This is a genomic window from Brevundimonas sp. BR2-1 (assembly GCF_037626195.1).
Classification (GTDB): Bacteria; Pseudomonadota; Alphaproteobacteria; order Caulobacterales; family Caulobacteraceae; genus Brevundimonas.
On record NZ_JARKMV010000002.1, the window covers coordinates 344,202 to 358,438 of the forward strand.

Genomic DNA, 14,237 nt, shown 5'->3' on the forward strand with positions numbered 1-14,237 from the left:
CGGAGCTTCCGCCGCAGTACGCGACCGCGAGGCCTGAAATGACCGACGAAGCCCTGAAGACGACCCCCCTGAACGCCGCACACCGCGCGGCCGGCGCCCGTATGGTGGGCTTCGGCGGCTATGACATGCCGGTCCAGTACGAGGGCGTGTTGGCCGAGCACCGCTGGACCCGCGAACACGCGGGCCTGTTCGACGTCTCGCACATGGGCCAGTGCCGGATTTCCGGCAACGACGCCGTCGCCCAGTTCGAACGCTTCGTTCCCGGCGACTATGCGATCCTCAAGGCCGGCAGGCAGAAATACTCGCTGCTGCTGAACGCCGAGGGCGGCATCATGGACGATCTGATGGCCGGCAAGCCCGACCATGACGGCCTCTATGTTGTGGTCAACGCCGGCAACAAGGACGCGGACTTCGCCTTCCTGCAGGCCAACCTGTCCGGCGACGCCACGCTGAAAATCCTCGACGACCGCGCCCTGCTGGCCATCCAGGGCCCCGAGGCCGCCGAGGTCATGGCCGCGCATGAGCCGCTGCTGACCGAGATGGGTTTCATGGAATGCGCCCGGCTGATGCTGTTCGGCTGCGACTGCTTCATCTCCCGCTCGGGCTACACCGGCGAGGACGGCTATGAGATTTCTGTGCCCGCCGACCAGGCCGAGCGCATCTGGAACACCATTCTGAAGGACGCCCGTGTCAAGCCGATCGGCCTGGGCGCCCGTGACAGCCTGCGGCTGGAAGCCGGCCTGCCGTTGCACGGTCATGACATCGACGCCACGACGTCGCCGGTCGAGGGCGCGCTCACCTTCGCCCTGTCCAAGTCGCGCAAGGAGCGGGCCGACTTCAACGGCGCCGACCGCATCCTCAAGGAACTCTCCGACGGCCCGCCGCGCGTACGCATCGGCCTGAGCGTCAAGGAGGGCGCCCCCGCCCGTGAAGGCGCCGAGATCGCCGACATGGACGGCAACATGATCGGGACTGTCACCTCGGGCGGCCCCTCCCCGACGCTGGGCCGCAATATCGCCATGGGCTATGTCCCGCCGAAGTTCGCCGAGCTGGGCACGGACCTGAAGGTCGTCGTGCGCGGCAAGCCCGCCGCCGCCGAGGTCATCGCCATGCCCTTCGTCGCCCAACGTTACTATCGCAAACCGAAAGCCTGAGGATCGGACCGATGCATTTCTCCAAGGATCACGAATGGGTTCGCTTCGATGGCGACGTCGCCACCGTCGGAATCTCCAAACACGCCGCTGACGCCCTCGGCGACGTGGTGTTCGTCGAGACGCCGGACGCCGGCAAGACCGTCTCGAAGGGCGACAGCTTCGCCGTCGTTGAAAGCGTCAAGGCGGCTTCGGACGTCTATGCCCCGGTCTCGGGCGAGGTGATCGAAGGCAACGCCGCCCTCGCGTCGGCCCCCGAAACCGTCAACGCCGATCCCGAAGGCGAAGGCTGGTTCGCCAGGATCAAGGTCTCGGACACTTCGACCGACGGCCTGATGGATCGCGCCGCCTACGACCAGTACCTGACCACCCTCTGACTAGAAGTCAGAGGCTCTAGCGGCCGCCTTCCCCGGCCAGGAGCATTCGATGCGCTACCTCCCCCTGACGCCGGATGACCGTTCGGCGATGCTCGCCGCCATCGGCGCGAAATCCATCGACGACCTGTTCGTGGACGTGCCGACAGCGGCGCGCCGCGGCGGCTTCGTTGACCTGCCGCGCGTGGCGGGCGAGCTGGAGGTCGAGCGGGCCCTGGGGGCCATGGCGGCGAGGAACGCCTCGGCCGGCACGGTTCCGTTCTTCTGCGGGGCCGGCGCCTACAAGCACCACGTTCCGGCGACGGTGGATCATGTGATCCAGCGGTCGGAGTTCCTGACCAGCTACACGCCCTACCAGCCCGAAATCGCGCAGGGCACGCTGCAGTATCTGTACGAATTCCAGACCCAGGTCGCGAACCTGACCGGCATGCCTGTGGCCAACGCCAGCCTCTACGACGGGTCAACGGCGATGGCCGAGGGCGTGCTGATGGCCACCCGCGTGACCCGCCGCAACAAGGCGGTGATCTCGGGCGGGGTGCATCCCCACTACGTCAAGGCGACCGAGACCGTCGTCCATGCCGTCGGCGTCGAGACCCAGGTGCTGCCGGCCGCCGTGGACGCCGAGGCCGACGTCATCGCCCGGATCGGCCCGGACACCGCCTGCGTCGTGGTCCAGACCCCGAACGTGTTCGGCACGGCGACCGACGTGACGAAGATCGCCGAGGCGGCCCACGCCGCCGGGGCCCTGCTGATCGTCGTGGTCACCGAGGCCGTGTCGATGGGCCTGCTGAAGTCGCCGGGCGAAATGGGGGCCGACATCGTCGCCGCCGAGGGCCAGTCGATCGGCAACGCCCTGAACTTCGGGGGACCTTACGTCGGCCTGTTCGCCTGCCGCGAAAAGCTGGTTCGTCAGATGCCGGGCCGCCTGACCGGCGAGACCGTGGACGCCGACGGCGAGCGCGGCTTCGTCCTGACCCTGTCAACCCGCGAACAGCACATCCGCCGCGACAAGGCGACGTCGAACATCTGCACCAACTCGGGCCTCTGCACCCTCGCCTTCACGATCCACATGAGCCTGCTGGGCGAGACGGGCCTGCGCAGGATGGCCCTGCTGAACCACGAGAAGGCGCTGGCCACCCGTGACGCCCTGGCGGCCATCCCCGGCGTCGAGGTTCTGACCACGCGATTCTTCAACGAGTTCGCCGTGCGCCTGCCGAAACCGGCGGCCGAGGTGGTGGAGCAACTGGCGGCCCATCGCATCCTCGCCGGCGTGCCCTACAGCCGGTTGGCTCCCAAAGCCGGCATGGACGACGTCCTGCTGGTCGCGGCGACCGAGATGACCATGGACGCCGATATCAAGATCCTGGCGGGTTCGCTCGCCAAGGTCCTGTCGGTCTGAGGAGCGGAACGATGAGCACCATGAACACCGTCGGCCGCCCGACCGCACCCAACGCCGTCGATCACGACTACAAGCACCCGACCCTGACCGGCGGGCGCGGCCTGCTGCAGAACGAGCATCTGATCTTCGAGAGCGACGGCTGGGGCAAGACCGGCGTCGACCTGCCCGAGCCGAAGGCAGACGGGTCAGACCTGGGGGATCTTGTCCGCCGCGATCCGATCGGCCTGCCGGGCCTCTCCGAGCCCGAGACCATGCGCCACTATGTGCGCCTGTCGCAGAAGAACCACGCCATCGACTTGGCCATCTATCCGCTGGGCTCATGCACGATGAAGCACAACCCGCGCCTCAATGAGAAGATCGCGCGCCTGCCCGGCTTCTCGGACATCCACCCGCTGCAGCCGACCTCCACGGTGCAGGGCGCGCTGGAGCTGATGGACACCCTGGCGCACTGGCTGAAGACCCTTACCGGCATGCCGGCCGTGGCCCTGTCGCCCAAGGCCGGTGCCCATGGCGAGCTGTGCGGCCTGATGGCCATCCGCGCCGCCCACGAGGCCTCGGGCCAGCATGAGAAGCGCCGCAAGGTGCTGGTGCCGACCTCGGCCCACGGCACCAATCCGGCCACCGCCGCCTTCGTCGGCTATACGGTCGTCGAGGTCGCCCAGACCGAGGACGGCCGCGTCGATGTCGCCGATCTGGCCGCCAAGCTGGGCGACGACGTGGCCGCCATCATGGTGACCAACCCGAACACCTGCGGCCTGTTCGAGCGCGACATCCTCGAGATCAGCCGGCTGACCCATGAGGCCGGAGCCTATTTCTACTGCGACGGGGCCAATTTCAACGCCATCGTCGGCCGGGTGCGGCCGGGCGATCTGGGCGTCGACGCCATGCATATCAATCTGCACAAGACCTTCTCGACGCCGCACGGCGGCGGCGGGCCGGGCGCGGGTCCGGTGGTGCTGTCGGAAGCGCTGGCGCCCTTCGCTCCCGCCCCCTGGGTCGTGCATGACGCCGACGGCTACCGGCTGATCGAGCGCGAGGAAGACGAGGCGGCCCAGGCCTTCGGTCGCCTGTGCGCCTTCCAGGGTCAGATGGGCATGTACACCCGCGCCCTCAGCTACATGATGAGCCATGGTTCGGACGGCCTGCGGCAGGTGGCCGAGGATGCGGTGCTGAACGCGAATTACATCAAGGCCCGGCTGTCGGACCTGATGAGCCCGGCCTTCCCCGACGGGCCGTGCATGCACGAGGCGCTGTTCGACGACGAATGGCTGAAGGGCACGGAAGTGACCACGCTCGACTTCGCCAAGGCGATGATCGACGAGGGCTTCCACCCGATGACCATGTATTTCCCGTTGGTCGTCCACGGCGCCATGCTGATCGAGCCGACCGAGACGGAGTCGAAGCAGGAGCTGGATCGCTTCATCGAGGCGATGCGGGCCCTGGCGGCGGCGGCGAAGGCCGGCGACGTCGACCGCTTCAAGGGCGCGCCGTTCCACGCCCCGCTGCGGCGCCTGGACGAGACCCGCGCCGCCCGCTCGCCGGTGCTGCGCTGGACCGCCCCCGAAGGTTCGAACATCGCCGCCGAGTAGTCGCACTTCGCATTTGCGAAGCACGGCAAAGTGAACGCCGCCTGTTACAGCAGGCGTATGCTCTCCCATGCGTAGTCTGAGCCACAACAAGCGTTTGGGAGGCGCTAACGGTCATGATGTCACGCGTACAGAAGGGGGTAGTCGCCGGTCTCGCGGCCACCATCGCGGTTTCGGTGCTTGAAATCGCGAACATGATGCTGGGGCCGTGGGCCGCCAGTTTCCCGAGACTTCTTTCCGTCATGCTGCAGACGCCCGACACGATCGCGGTCGGCTGGGCGGCGCACCTGTTCGTCGGGACCCTGATCCTGGGGCCGGCCTTCGGGGTGCTGTGTCCAAGGCTGCCGACGGATACGCCGGAGTCCAAGGGCATCGTCTTCGCCATCGGGGCCTTCATCCTGATGGGGCTGACGGTGGCGCCCGCGGTCGGCGCCCTGGGCGGACGGCCCGTCGGACTGTTCTTCATGCAGGCCGGGTTCGGGACCTTCGCCTGGATGATCGCGACGCATGCGGTCTACGGGATCGTTCTGGGCAACGTCTACGGACGGCTGGTCGAGCGCGACAGGCGACACGGCTCGATGCCGGGCGCGGCCCCGGCGCACTGATACGAAAACGCCCCGCCGGAAGCCGGCGGGGCGTTGTTCTTTCGGGGCCCTGAAGCCGCCTAGTTGAGGCGCGAGCCGATCTGGGCGATGGCCGCGTCGAGCAACGGATCGGTCTTCTGGCCAGCCAGACGCGCAGCCAGGATCTGTTCGGCGGCGCGGGCGGCCAGGTCGGCGGCGGTCGCCTTCACCTCGGCGGTGGCCTGGGCCTCGGCCTGGGCGATGCGGCGTTCGGCGAGGTCCTGACGGCGCTTGAGGGTCTCTTCCAGCTTGACCCGGGCCTCGGCCTCCATGAGGCGGGCGTCGGCCTCGGCGGCTTTCAGCATCTCGGCGGCCTGGGCCTCGGCCTCGGCCTTTTCAGCGCGGATCCGCGCCAGCAGGGTCTCGGCCTCGGCGCGCAGACGGGCGGCCTCGTCGAGCTCGGACTGGATTTTGGCGGCCTTGGCGTCCAGCTGGGCGCCGACCAGTTTGAAGGCGCCGGTGAACATGCAGATGGCCAGGAAGGCCACGAGGCCGACGCCGACCCACAGCTCGGCGCTGTCGAGGCCGAAGAAGCCCTCTTCGAAGAACATGTTCATGTCAGGCGGCTCCCTTGACGGCGGCGGACGTCTCGGCGGCCGTCGGGGCCTTGCCGGTCAGGCGTTCGACGATGGCGGCGGCGGCGGCCTCCGCGATCGAGGAGACGTTGGTCATGGCTGCGTCGCGGGTCTTGCCGATGGCGGTCTCGGCCTCGGCGATGCGGGCGTTGACCACGGCTTCCTCGGCGGCGGCGCGGGTGTTGGCTTCCTCGGTGACGCGCGCCTTGGCGGCGGCGGCCGTGGCGCGCGACGAGGCGCGGGCGGCCTCGACCTCGGCCTTGGCGGCCTCCGCCTGGCCGGCGGCCTCGGCCTGGACCTGACGGGCGGTCGCGATGGCGGTGGAAATGGTCTGTTCGCGTTCGTCGAACACCCGGCGCATGCGCGGGGCGAAGACTTTCGCGATCAGGAAATAGAGAACGGCGAACAGGAAGATCAGATAGACGATCTGCCCGAACCAGTGCTGGAACTCGAACTGCGGCAGACCGCCGGATTCGTGCTCGCCGCCGTGGGCGGCTTGCGTCGTGGCGTGCGTGTCCTCGATCGCGACCGGGGCGGTCGCGTCTGCGGGCAGGACGGGCTGGGCGTTGAGGGTCATCTGTCGCCTGGTCGTTGATTCACGGTCGATGCGTCAGCCGACGACGGCGCGGTCCCGCCGAAAGGCAGGCCGCGCCGCTGTCGGACCGAGGAAATCAGGCCGAGTACAGCAGGATGCCGAGCACGAACGACAGGATGCCCAGGGCTTCGGCCAGAGCCGCGCCCACGAACAGGTTGCCGATTTGCGAGCCGGCGGCCGACGGGTTGCGCAGGGCGCCCGTCAGGAACGAGCCGAAGATGTTGCCCACGCCGATGCCGGCGCCGATCATGCCGGTCATTGCGAGGCCGGCGCCGATGAGCTTGGCGGCTTCTGCTTCCATGGTCTTAAGTCCTGTTTTGAGTGGGTTGGTTGGAGACGAAACTGGTCCCGGCCTTAGTGGCCGTGGCCCAGGTTGACCACGTCATTGAGATAGATCGTGGTCAGAACAGCGAAGACGAAGGCCTGAAGGAAGGCCACGAGGAATTCCAGCGCGGTCAGGCCGATGGTCATGCCCAGCGACAGGATCATGACCGGCACGCCCAGCCAGCCGATGGCGCCGCCGACGGCGATGACGACGAAGCCGGCGAACACCTTCAGCGCCACGTGGCCGCCCATCATGTTGCCGAACAGACGAAGCGTCAGGGTGACCGGGCGCAGCAGGAACGACACGAACTCGATGATCACCACGAAGGGCAGGACCGGCCACGGCACGCCCGACGGCACGAACAGGGTGAAGAATTTCAGCCCGTGCTTCCCGAACCCGATGGCCAGAACCATCAGGATGGTGATGATCCCGAAGGTTGCGGTGACGGCGATCTGCGAAGTGGCGGTGAAGCTGAGGAACAGCCCCAGGAAATTCATCGCCAGGATGAAGGTGAAGATGGTGAAGACGAAGGGGAACAGCTTGCGGCCGTCGTGACCGATGATGGAATCCACCAGGCCGTCGATCATGCCGAACAGGGTCTCGCCCACGGCCTGAGTCCGGCCGGGAACGACCTTGGCGTTCGCGGTGACGAGGGTCAGGAACAGCACCACCATGCCGAAGGCGACGGTCATCGCCAGATGGGAATTGGTGAAGGCGATCGTCTGCTGCCCGATGAGCGGCAGATTCACCTCGACCGCCGGGGTCAGGGGCTGGATCTGGAACTGGTGTAGCGGATCGGCCATCGAGCCCTGCGTCCCTTAGTCTTCTTCGTCTTCGTCGAACGGAACCGACTGCGGCTCCACCCCACTTGCTTTCGCCTCGGCCATCAGGCGTTGCGCCGTCCGCCAGGCCATGAATACCGAAACGGCGAAGCCCAGAAGGACGCCGCCGATCATTCCCCAGGGTCCCGTCCCGGCGAACCGGTCCAGAATCGCCCCGATCGCCAGGCCGACGAAGACGCCGCCGAACAGGTCGGCGATGATCCTCCACGCCTGTCCCGCCGCAGCCTGACCCGCAGCCTCGTGAGAGAGCGGCGGAGCGGTGCGCGCCTCCAGATCGGATGCGTTCTTGTTGAGACGAGCGATCGCCTCTTCGCGCGATTCCGGTGGCAGGGACATTGGCGGCCTCAGCACTCCGGCACGAATGTCGGAGGGGGTCTGAATTCGGCGCGGAACCTATAGGCGAGACCCCCGCAGGTCAAGGCGGCGCAGACGTGCTGTACGGCGTTGATTTTCCGCATGTTTGTTTCGCTATTCGTGGGGCGTGGCGAAGGGTCGCTGGGGATGGCGTGGAATCCGGGCATGAGTCTGCGCTTTCCGGTGTTGCCGCCGGAAAAGTCGGGGAGGTGGCGGAGCGCGGGCGGCTTCGCCCGGAACCGAATGATGGCCCCCTGCTTTCGCTTTGCGGGGACCGGGATGTGTTTTCGGCGTCGCCGCCTTCGCTCCGCGCGACCGGTTCACGCAAGCCGACGGGGGCGGGCTTCATCAAGGCGGCCTGCGGGGCTTTCGGGACTTTCCCACCCCGGCCTTTTCGCCGCATTCATCCCTGTCCGTCGTACGCTCGCGACGGGCGGAAGGCTTCCAGGCCTCCCGGGCCCCGGGGTTTCGACACCCCGGGCAGTCCGCCGCCCCCACGCCCCCGTTATTCCACAAGCCGCAGGTATGAGCCGCGCAAGGGTCCGGGCGACGATTCCGGGACGACGTTTCCCGCTCGATCGCACCCCGCCGCACGTGATTGGCCCTGGCGCCAGACGCCCTCCCCCGCGACGGGATGCAGGCATTATGCGGGCGCCGGGAGGGGGTGCGCAGGAGACGGGGGTCTCAAAAGCAGAAGGCGCTGGAAAGGCGGGATGTTTTTCCGCCAATGCGACTATATGGAGCGCACCTGATCCTTCTCCCGTTGGGAGAAGGTGGCCCGGAGGGCCGGATGAGGGTCGGACGGCGGACGCGGCGAAGCCGCCCCCCGGACAGGCGACCCTCACCCTTTCGCGTAAGGACGACGGCTGCGCCGTCGTGCGCTCAAGCCCTATCCCAAGGGGAGAGGGTCAGTTATTCGGCTGAGCCGCGGGAGCCGCATCGGCCGGCGTCGCCGGCGTCGGACCCGCGGCGTCGGTCGCGGCCTGGCAATCCTGACCGGCGTAAAGGCCGTTCAGATAGTACCAGCGGTGGCGGATGGCGGCTGCCTCGGCTTCCTTGCGCTCGCGGTCGGGGCGGGTCAGGGCGTCGGCGCCGGCGATGGCGAGGCCCGCCCCGGGGATGAGCATCGACGCGCCAGCCGAAGCGACGCCGCCGAGAGTGCTGAGGATGCCGCCGCCGGGCGCACCGCCCAGTTGCTGGCTGAGGTTCGCCGCCTCCTCGGAGATCTGGGGACAGGTCATGGCGGTGTCGCCGGCGCGCATGATCTCGACAGGCGCCCCGGCCTCGGCCTGCTGGGCGGCGGCGGGCGGGACGACGACCGCCGTCAGGACGGCGGCGGCGGACAGGATATGCAGTTTCATTGTACTCAACCCTCACAAGCCCCGCGACAGAACGGGTGTGGAGGGTGAGGGTTGCGCTCTCCTTCCCCTTCGTGGGGAGGGAGAACGAAATCAGGCCCGGACCGCCCGTGTGGCCTCGACGCCGAGCGCCTGAAGGGCGGCGGCGGTGATGTGTTCGGCGTTGAGCCCGGCCGTGGCGTACATGGCGGCCGGATTGTCCTGATCCTGGAAGACGTCGGGCAGGCACAGGGTGCGGATCTTCAGCCCGGCGTCGAGCGCGCCCTTTTCGGCCAGCAGCTGAAGCACGAAGGCGCCGAAGCCGCCCATGGCCCCCTCCTCCACCGTGATCAGGCATTCGTGCTCGCGGGCCAGGCGCAGGATCAGCCCGGCGTCCAGCGGCTTGGCGAAGCGGGCGTCGGCGACGGTGGCGGAAACCCCACGGGCGGCGAGGGCCTCGGCGGCCTTGAGCGACTCCTGCAGGCGGGTGCCCAGCGAGAGGATGGCGACGGTGGTTCCCTCGCGGACGATGCGACCCTTGCCGATCTCGAGCGGGGCGGCGAGCTCGGGGATCTCGACGCCGACGCCGTCGCCGCGCGGATAGCGGAAGGCGGAGGGGCGGTCGTCGATCTCGAGGCTGGTGGCGATCATGGCGGCCAGTTCGGCCTCGTCGGCGGCGGCCATCAGCACCATGCCCGGAAGCGCGCCCATGAAGCCGATGTCGAAACTGCCGGCGTGGGTGGCGCCGTCGGCGCCGACGAGACCGGCGCGGTCCATGGCGAAGCGGACCGGCAGCTTCTGGATGGCGACGTCGTGGACGACCTGGTCGTAGCCGCGCTGGAGGAAGGTCGAATAGATGGCGCAGACCGGCTTCATTCCGTCGGCGGCGAGGCCGGCGGCGAAGGTGACGGCATGCTGTTCAGCGATGCCGACGTCATAGGTGCGGGTCGGGAAGGCCTGGCCGAACAGGTCCAGACCGGTGCCCGAGGGCATGGCGGCGGTGATGGCGACGATGGACGGATCGAGGTTCGCGCGCTTGATCAGCTCGGTCCCGAACACCTTGGTGTAGCTGGGGGCGTTGGAGACGGATTTGGACTGTTTGCCCGAGACGACGTCGAACTTCGTCACCGCATGGAGCTTGTCGGCGCTGGACTCGGCCGGGGCGTAGCCCTTCCCCTTCTGGGTCACGACGTGGACGATCACCGGACGGTCGGTGATGGCGGCGGCGTTCTTCAGGATGGGAACGAGGTTGTCCATGTCGTGCCCGTCGACGGGACCGACGTAATAGAAGCCCAGTTCCTCGAAGAAGGTGCCCCCCACGATCATGCCGCGGGCGTATTCCTCGGCCTTGCGCGCGGCGTTGCGGAACGGGCGCGGCAGGTGTTCAGCGACCGACTTTCCGAAGCGGCGGAAATTGCGATAGGCGCCGCCCGAGACCTGTTTGGCCAGATAGGCGCTCATGCCGCCGACCGGCGGGGCGATCGACATGTCGTTGTCGTTGAGGATGACCATCAGCTGGCCATGGGTCGTCTCGGCCGCGTTGTTCATCGCCTCATAGGCCATGCCGGCGGACATGGAGCCGTCGCCGATGACGGCCACGACGCGGTTCTTCTCGCCCTTCTGGTCGCGGGCGGCGGCGAAGCCGAGGGCGGCGCTGATCGAGGTCGAGGCGTGGGCCGCGCCGAAGGGGTCGTATTCGCTCTCGCTGCGTTTGGTGAAGCCCGACAGGCCGCCCGGCTGGCGCAGGGTGCGGATGCGGTCTCTGCGGCCCGTCAGGATCTTGTGCGGATAGCACTGGTGGCCGACGTCCCAGATCAGGATGTCTTTCGGCGTTTCAAGGACGTGGTGCAGGGCGACGGTCAGCTCGACGACGCCGAGGCCGGCGCCGAGGTGGCCGCCGGTGACGGAGACCGCGTCGATGGTCTCGGCCCGCAGCTCATCGGCCAGCTGACGCAGCTGGGGGATGTCGAACCCGCGCGTGTCGGCGGGAAGGTGGACCTGGTCGAGCAACGGGGTGTCGGGCATGAAACTCACGTGTTCCTTACGAGCTCTTCTCTACCCGTCATCCTCGGGCTTGTCCCGAGGATCAGACTTTCCGGTGCTCGGTGGCCGAATTGGGTCCGCGGTCAGAGAAGCCTTTGGATGGGCTGCTGTTCCCAACCTCTGATCCCCGGGTCAAGCCCGAGCATGACGGCAAAGGCGCCTCAGGATCGCCGCTGGAGAACGTAATCCACGCTGGCCTTGAGGATTTCGGCGTCGGAGCCGAAGACGTCGAGGTGGGCGCGGGCCTGATCCGCGAGGTGCGCGACCCTCTGACGCGCCGCCTCGACGCCCAGCAGGGTGACGAAATTGGTCTTGCCCTGGGCGGCGTCCTTGCCGGCCGCCTTGCCGAGGATGTCCTCGTCGCCCTCGACGTCCAGCAGGTCGTCGACGATCTGGTAGGCTAGGCCGATGTCGTGGGCGAAGCTGATCAGGGCCTGACGCTGGGCCTCGCGGGCGCGGGCGATGATGAGGGGAATCTCGAAGGCGTAGGTGAACAAGGCGCCGGTCTTGAGCCGCTGCATGCGGGCGACGCCGCCGAGATCGTCGCGCACGCCCATCAGGTCGATCATCTGGCCGCCGGCCATGCCGCGCGCGCCCGAGGCCAGCGACAGGCGGGCGGCCAGTTCGCAGCGTATCCCGGCGTCGTCGTGGGTGTCGGGGTGGAGCAGGATGTCGAAGGCCGCGGTCTGCAAGGCGTCGCCGGCGAGGATGGCGGTGGCCTCGTCATAGGCCCTGTGCACCGTGGGCCGGCCGCGGCGCATGTCGTCATTGTCCATCGCCGGCAGGTCGTCGTGGACCAGGCTGTAGGCGTGGACGCATTCCAGGGCGCAGGCGGCGCGCAGCACCGGTCGCTCCTCGATGTCGAACAGTTCGGCGGCTTCCAGGGCGAAGAAGGGGCGCAACCGCTTGCCGGGGCCGAGGGCGGCGTAGCGCATGGCCTCGGTCAGGCGCGATTCGGGGCCGCTGGCGCGGGGCAGTAGCTCGTCGAGGGCGACCGTGACCAGATCGGCGACCTCGGCCACGCGGTCGACCACGCCCTGTTCGGGCGAGTTGGCGGCCGGGGCCGGGGGCGGGTGGAGGGTCAGAACAGCCTCCCGCCGATCTCGACCTCGCGGTCGACGCCGACCAGCACGACCTCGCCCTTCGCGTCGGGGAAGCCCAGGGTCAGGACCTCGGACATGAAGGGGCCGATCTGGCGCGGCGGGAAGTTGACGACGGCGGCGACCTTGCGGCCGACCAGCTCCTCGCGCGTGTAGTGGACAGTGATCTGGGCCGAGGACTTCTTCACCCCGACCTCCGGGCCGAAATCGATGGTCAGTTTGTACGCGGGCTTGCGCGCCTCGGGAAAGGCGTCGGCGGCGAGGACCCGGCCCACGCGCACATCCACCTTCATGAAGTCGTCGAAGGCGATCAGGGCCGCCGGGGCCGCCATCAGCTGAACTCGGCGGGCTCGACGCCCCTGGCCCCGCCGTCGGGGCCGACGACGATCTTCTCCACACGCAGCTGGGCCGCCTTGAGACGGTTCTCGCAATGCGCCTTCAGAAGCGCGCCCTCTTCGTAGAGGGCGATCGATTCCTCGAGCGGAGCCTGGCCGGACTCGAGTTTGGACACGATGGCCTCGAGGCGCTGCAGGGCGTCCTCGAAGCTGAGATCGGCGGGGATTTGCGCGGCGTCAGTCATATCGCGAGCGACCCTAGAGGGGGCCGAAGCGCGTCTCAAGCAAAGAGCGGACTATTCCTGAATCGGGACGCGACGGACCGAGACGATGCGGATGCGGGGATCCAGCATCTGGCCGCGCATGAAGCCCTCGCCCTCGGTCGGGGATTTGGGGGCGGAGAGGATCTGGCGGATGATGTCCATGCCCTCGACGACGCGGCCGAAGACGGCGAAGCCGGGGTCGCCGGGCGCGGACTTGCCGGCGTCCAGCGAGCTGACGTCGCCGACGATGATGAAGAAGTCGCCGGTGGCGGTGCCCGGGTCAAAGCGGGCCATGGAGAGGGCGCCGTCGGTGTGGGTCAGGCCGGTCTCGTTCGTCGGTTCGTGGGCGATGGGCGGCAGGACCCGGTCCGGCGCGCCGCCGGTTCCGCCCTGGATCAGGCCGGCGGCGGGGCTGAGCACCATGCCGCGGTAGAAGGCCGTCCCGTCGAACCGGCCCTCATCGACGTAGCGCAGGAAGTTGGCCGAGGTGACCGGCGCGCGCGGGTCGGTCTCGGCGAGGATGGTTCCGCTGTCGGTCTGGATGGCGACGCGGACGGACGCGGCGGGGTCCTGCGCAAAGGCGGCGAGCGGAGCGGTCAGGCAGAGCAGGAAGGCGAGCAGGGTGCGGCGGATCATCGTGCTTTTCCGCGCCGTCAGCGCTTCTCGTAGCGGCGCTGGGACCAGTATTTGAAGCCCTGGTTGTGGACGAGGGCCCAGCCGTCGGCGCGCAGGCGGCGGCCGACCATGTGGTTGAAATAGCCGTGAGCGAGGACCAGCACGTCCTGACCGCTCTCGGCACGGGCGATCAGGGCCTGGGCGGCCTTTTCGGCGCGGCCTTCGGCCTGACGGCGGGTTTCCTGACCTTCATGATGGTTGAAGGCGTGCCACCAGAAGCGGGCGACGGCGCCCCAGTATTTGGGCGGCAGCTTGAACCACGAGGGGAAATGCGGCGGCGGCAGGGGCGCCTCGATGAACAGGGCGTCGGACATGACCTCGCGGCCGGCTGCGATGGCGGCGGCGGTTTCCTGGGCGCGCGGACGGGTCGAGGCGTAGATGGCGCCGGCGCCCTCGGCCGTGGCCAGAAGTTCGGGCGGCGGGGTCTGACCGGCGCGCAGGCCGCCGACCTCGTATCTGGCCCACCAGTCGCGGTACTGGTCGGAGGTCAGCAGGCATTTGCGCGACAGGGCCGGCTCGCCGTGACGGGCCAGGATGATGGCGCCGGGACGCACCGAGACCAGAGCCGGGCGGGCCGGCGGGGCAGTCGCGGGAATCGTCGGGTCTGCCATCAATGAGTCTCGGGCGGGGGCGGGCATGATTTGCGGAGGATAAGCCGTT

Annotated in this window: 17 protein-coding genes; 5 read left to right on the top strand and 12 right to left on the bottom strand. The window is 68.5% G+C overall.

Going from position 1 to position 14,237, the window contains the following annotated elements:
• The first annotated feature begins 38 nt into the window (after window positions 1–38).
• From gcvT to BrevBR_RS11205, 5 genes are all read left to right on the top strand, one after another.
• Window positions 39–1,154: a glycine cleavage system aminomethyltransferase GcvT gene (gcvT, locus tag BrevBR_RS11185; protein ID WP_340000994.1), complete on the top strand. Its 1,116-nt coding sequence runs from the start codon at window positions 39–41 to the stop codon at window positions 1,152–1,154.
• An 11-nt stretch (window positions 1,155–1,165) separates the two neighbouring features.
• Window positions 1,166–1,528, top strand: coding sequence for a glycine cleavage system protein GcvH (gene gcvH / locus BrevBR_RS11190; RefSeq protein WP_340000995.1), 363 nt, complete (start codon window positions 1,166–1,168; stop codon window positions 1,526–1,528).
• Window positions 1,529–1,577: 49 nt separating this feature from the next.
• Complete coding sequence (gene gcvPA, locus BrevBR_RS11195) at window positions 1,578–2,924, top strand: aminomethyl-transferring glycine dehydrogenase subunit GcvPA (protein ID WP_340000996.1); 1,347 nt, start codon at window positions 1,578–1,580, stop codon at window positions 2,922–2,924.
• A gap of 11 nt (window positions 2,925–2,935) precedes the next feature.
• On the top strand, window positions 2,936–4,513 hold the full coding sequence (gene gcvPB / locus BrevBR_RS11200) for an aminomethyl-transferring glycine dehydrogenase subunit GcvPB (RefSeq protein WP_340000997.1): 1,578 nt from the start codon (window positions 2,936–2,938) through the stop codon (window positions 4,511–4,513).
• A 113-nt stretch (window positions 4,514–4,626) separates the two neighbouring features.
• The gene (locus BrevBR_RS11205) at window positions 4,627–5,115 is read left to right on the top strand and encodes a DUF6789 family protein (protein WP_332639337.1); all 489 of its coding nucleotides are present in this window, start codon (window positions 4,627–4,629) and stop codon (window positions 5,113–5,115) included.
• A gap of 59 nt (window positions 5,116–5,174) precedes the next feature.
• On the opposite strand, the gene BrevBR_RS11210 is transcribed toward BrevBR_RS11205, so the two are convergent.
• The 12 genes from BrevBR_RS11210 to BrevBR_RS11265 all read right to left on the bottom strand — a co-directional run bounded on the left by BrevBR_RS11210 (window position 5,175) and on the right by BrevBR_RS11265 (window position 14,188).
• Window positions 5,175–5,690 (bottom strand): F0F1 ATP synthase subunit B, encoded by a 516-nt coding sequence (locus BrevBR_RS11210; RefSeq protein WP_332639338.1) that lies wholly within the window; start codon window positions 5,688–5,690, stop codon window positions 5,175–5,177.
• A 1-nt stretch (window position 5,691) separates the two neighbouring features.
• Window positions 5,692–6,285: a F0F1 ATP synthase subunit B family protein gene (locus BrevBR_RS11215; RefSeq protein ID WP_332639339.1), complete on the bottom strand. Its 594-nt coding sequence runs from the start codon at window positions 6,283–6,285 to the stop codon at window positions 5,692–5,694.
• Window positions 6,286–6,379: 94 nt separating this feature from the next.
• Entirely contained in the window at window positions 6,380–6,604 is a 225-nt protein-coding gene (locus tag BrevBR_RS11220) for a F0F1 ATP synthase subunit C (protein WP_168045007.1), read from the bottom strand.
• Window positions 6,605–6,657: 53 nt separating this feature from the next.
• Window positions 6,658–7,431 carry a F0F1 ATP synthase subunit A gene (locus tag BrevBR_RS11225; RefSeq protein WP_340000998.1) on the bottom strand — a complete coding sequence of 258 codons (774 nt, stop codon included), beginning with the start codon at window positions 7,429–7,431 and terminating at the stop codon, window positions 6,658–6,660.
• 15 nt (window positions 7,432–7,446) lie between these two features.
• Window positions 7,447–7,806, bottom strand: coding sequence for an AtpZ/AtpI family protein (locus BrevBR_RS11230; protein WP_340000999.1), 360 nt, complete (start codon window positions 7,804–7,806; stop codon window positions 7,447–7,449).
• 926 nt (window positions 7,807–8,732) lie between these two features.
• Window positions 8,733–9,185: a hypothetical protein gene (locus tag BrevBR_RS11235; RefSeq protein ID WP_332638553.1), complete on the bottom strand. Its 453-nt coding sequence runs from the start codon at window positions 9,183–9,185 to the stop codon at window positions 8,733–8,735.
• A gap of 90 nt (window positions 9,186–9,275) precedes the next feature.
• Entirely contained in the window at window positions 9,276–11,186 is a 1,911-nt protein-coding gene (dxs, locus tag BrevBR_RS11240; RefSeq protein ID WP_340001000.1) for a 1-deoxy-D-xylulose-5-phosphate synthase, read from the bottom strand.
• 179 nt (window positions 11,187–11,365) lie between these two features.
• The gene (locus tag BrevBR_RS11245) at window positions 11,366–12,238 is read right to left on the bottom strand and encodes a polyprenyl synthetase family protein (RefSeq protein ID WP_332638556.1); all 873 of its coding nucleotides are present in this window, start codon (window positions 12,236–12,238) and stop codon (window positions 11,366–11,368) included.
• A 47-nt stretch (window positions 12,239–12,285) separates the two neighbouring features.
• On the bottom strand, window positions 12,286–12,636 hold the full coding sequence (locus BrevBR_RS11250; RefSeq protein ID WP_340001001.1) for a tRNA-binding protein: 351 nt from the start codon (window positions 12,634–12,636) through the stop codon (window positions 12,286–12,288).
• Complete coding sequence (locus BrevBR_RS11255) at window positions 12,636–12,884, bottom strand: exodeoxyribonuclease VII small subunit (protein ID WP_332638559.1); 249 nt, start codon at window positions 12,882–12,884, stop codon at window positions 12,636–12,638. The genes BrevBR_RS11250 and BrevBR_RS11255 overlap by 1 nt, the downstream gene beginning before the upstream one ends.
• Window positions 12,885–12,935: 51 nt before the next feature.
• On the bottom strand, window positions 12,936–13,538 hold the full coding sequence (locus BrevBR_RS11260; protein WP_340001002.1) for a peptidylprolyl isomerase: 603 nt from the start codon (window positions 13,536–13,538) through the stop codon (window positions 12,936–12,938).
• A gap of 17 nt (window positions 13,539–13,555) precedes the next feature.
• Window positions 13,556–14,188 carry a histidine phosphatase family protein gene (locus BrevBR_RS11265; RefSeq protein WP_332638561.1) on the bottom strand — a complete coding sequence of 211 codons (633 nt, stop codon included), beginning with the start codon at window positions 14,186–14,188 and terminating at the stop codon, window positions 13,556–13,558.
• Between the last annotated feature and the right edge of the window lie 49 nt (window positions 14,189–14,237).

What these genes read in the sequence shown, in the direction of transcription:
- dxs (WP_340001000.1), bottom strand. Translation starts at nt 11,186, where the DNA reads ATGCCCGACACCCCGTTGCTCGACCAGGTCCACCTTCCCGCCGACACG.
- BrevBR_RS11220 (WP_168045007.1), bottom strand. Translation starts at nt 6,604, where the DNA reads ATGGAAGCAGAAGCCGCCAAGCTCATCGGCGCCGGCCTCGCAATGACC.
- BrevBR_RS11210 (WP_332639338.1), bottom strand. Translation starts at nt 5,690, where the DNA reads ATGAACATGTTCTTCGAAGAGGGCTTCTTCGGCCTCGACAGCGCCGAG.
- gcvPB (WP_340000997.1), top strand. Translation starts at nt 2,936, where the DNA reads ATGAGCACCATGAACACCGTCGGCCGCCCGACCGCACCCAACGCCGTC.
- BrevBR_RS11235 (WP_332638553.1), bottom strand. Translation starts at nt 9,185, where the DNA reads ATGAAACTGCATATCCTGTCCGCCGCCGCCGTCCTGACGGCGGTCGTC.
- BrevBR_RS11255 (WP_332638559.1), bottom strand. Translation starts at nt 12,884, where the DNA reads ATGACTGACGCCGCGCAAATCCCCGCCGATCTCAGCTTCGAGGACGCC.
- BrevBR_RS11215 (WP_332639339.1), bottom strand. Translation starts at nt 6,285, where the DNA reads ATGACCCTCAACGCCCAGCCCGTCCTGCCCGCAGACGCGACCGCCCCG.
- BrevBR_RS11250 (WP_340001001.1), bottom strand. Translation starts at nt 12,636, where the DNA reads ATGGCGGCCCCGGCGGCCCTGATCGCCTTCGACGACTTCATGAAGGTG.
- BrevBR_RS11265 (WP_332638561.1), bottom strand. Translation starts at nt 14,188, where the DNA reads ATGGCAGACCCGACGATTCCCGCGACTGCCCCGCCGGCCCGCCCGGCT.
- gcvPA (WP_340000996.1), top strand. Translation starts at nt 1,578, where the DNA reads ATGCGCTACCTCCCCCTGACGCCGGATGACCGTTCGGCGATGCTCGCC.
- BrevBR_RS11260 (WP_340001002.1), bottom strand. Translation starts at nt 13,538, where the DNA reads ATGATCCGCCGCACCCTGCTCGCCTTCCTGCTCTGCCTGACCGCTCCG.
- gcvH (WP_340000995.1), top strand. Translation starts at nt 1,166, where the DNA reads ATGCATTTCTCCAAGGATCACGAATGGGTTCGCTTCGATGGCGACGTC.
- BrevBR_RS11225 (WP_340000998.1), bottom strand. Translation starts at nt 7,431, where the DNA reads ATGGCCGATCCGCTACACCAGTTCCAGATCCAGCCCCTGACCCCGGCG.
- BrevBR_RS11230 (WP_340000999.1), bottom strand. Translation starts at nt 7,806, where the DNA reads ATGTCCCTGCCACCGGAATCGCGCGAAGAGGCGATCGCTCGTCTCAAC.
- gcvT (WP_340000994.1), top strand. Translation starts at nt 39, where the DNA reads ATGACCGACGAAGCCCTGAAGACGACCCCCCTGAACGCCGCACACCGC.
- BrevBR_RS11205 (WP_332639337.1), top strand. Translation starts at nt 4,627, where the DNA reads ATGATGTCACGCGTACAGAAGGGGGTAGTCGCCGGTCTCGCGGCCACC.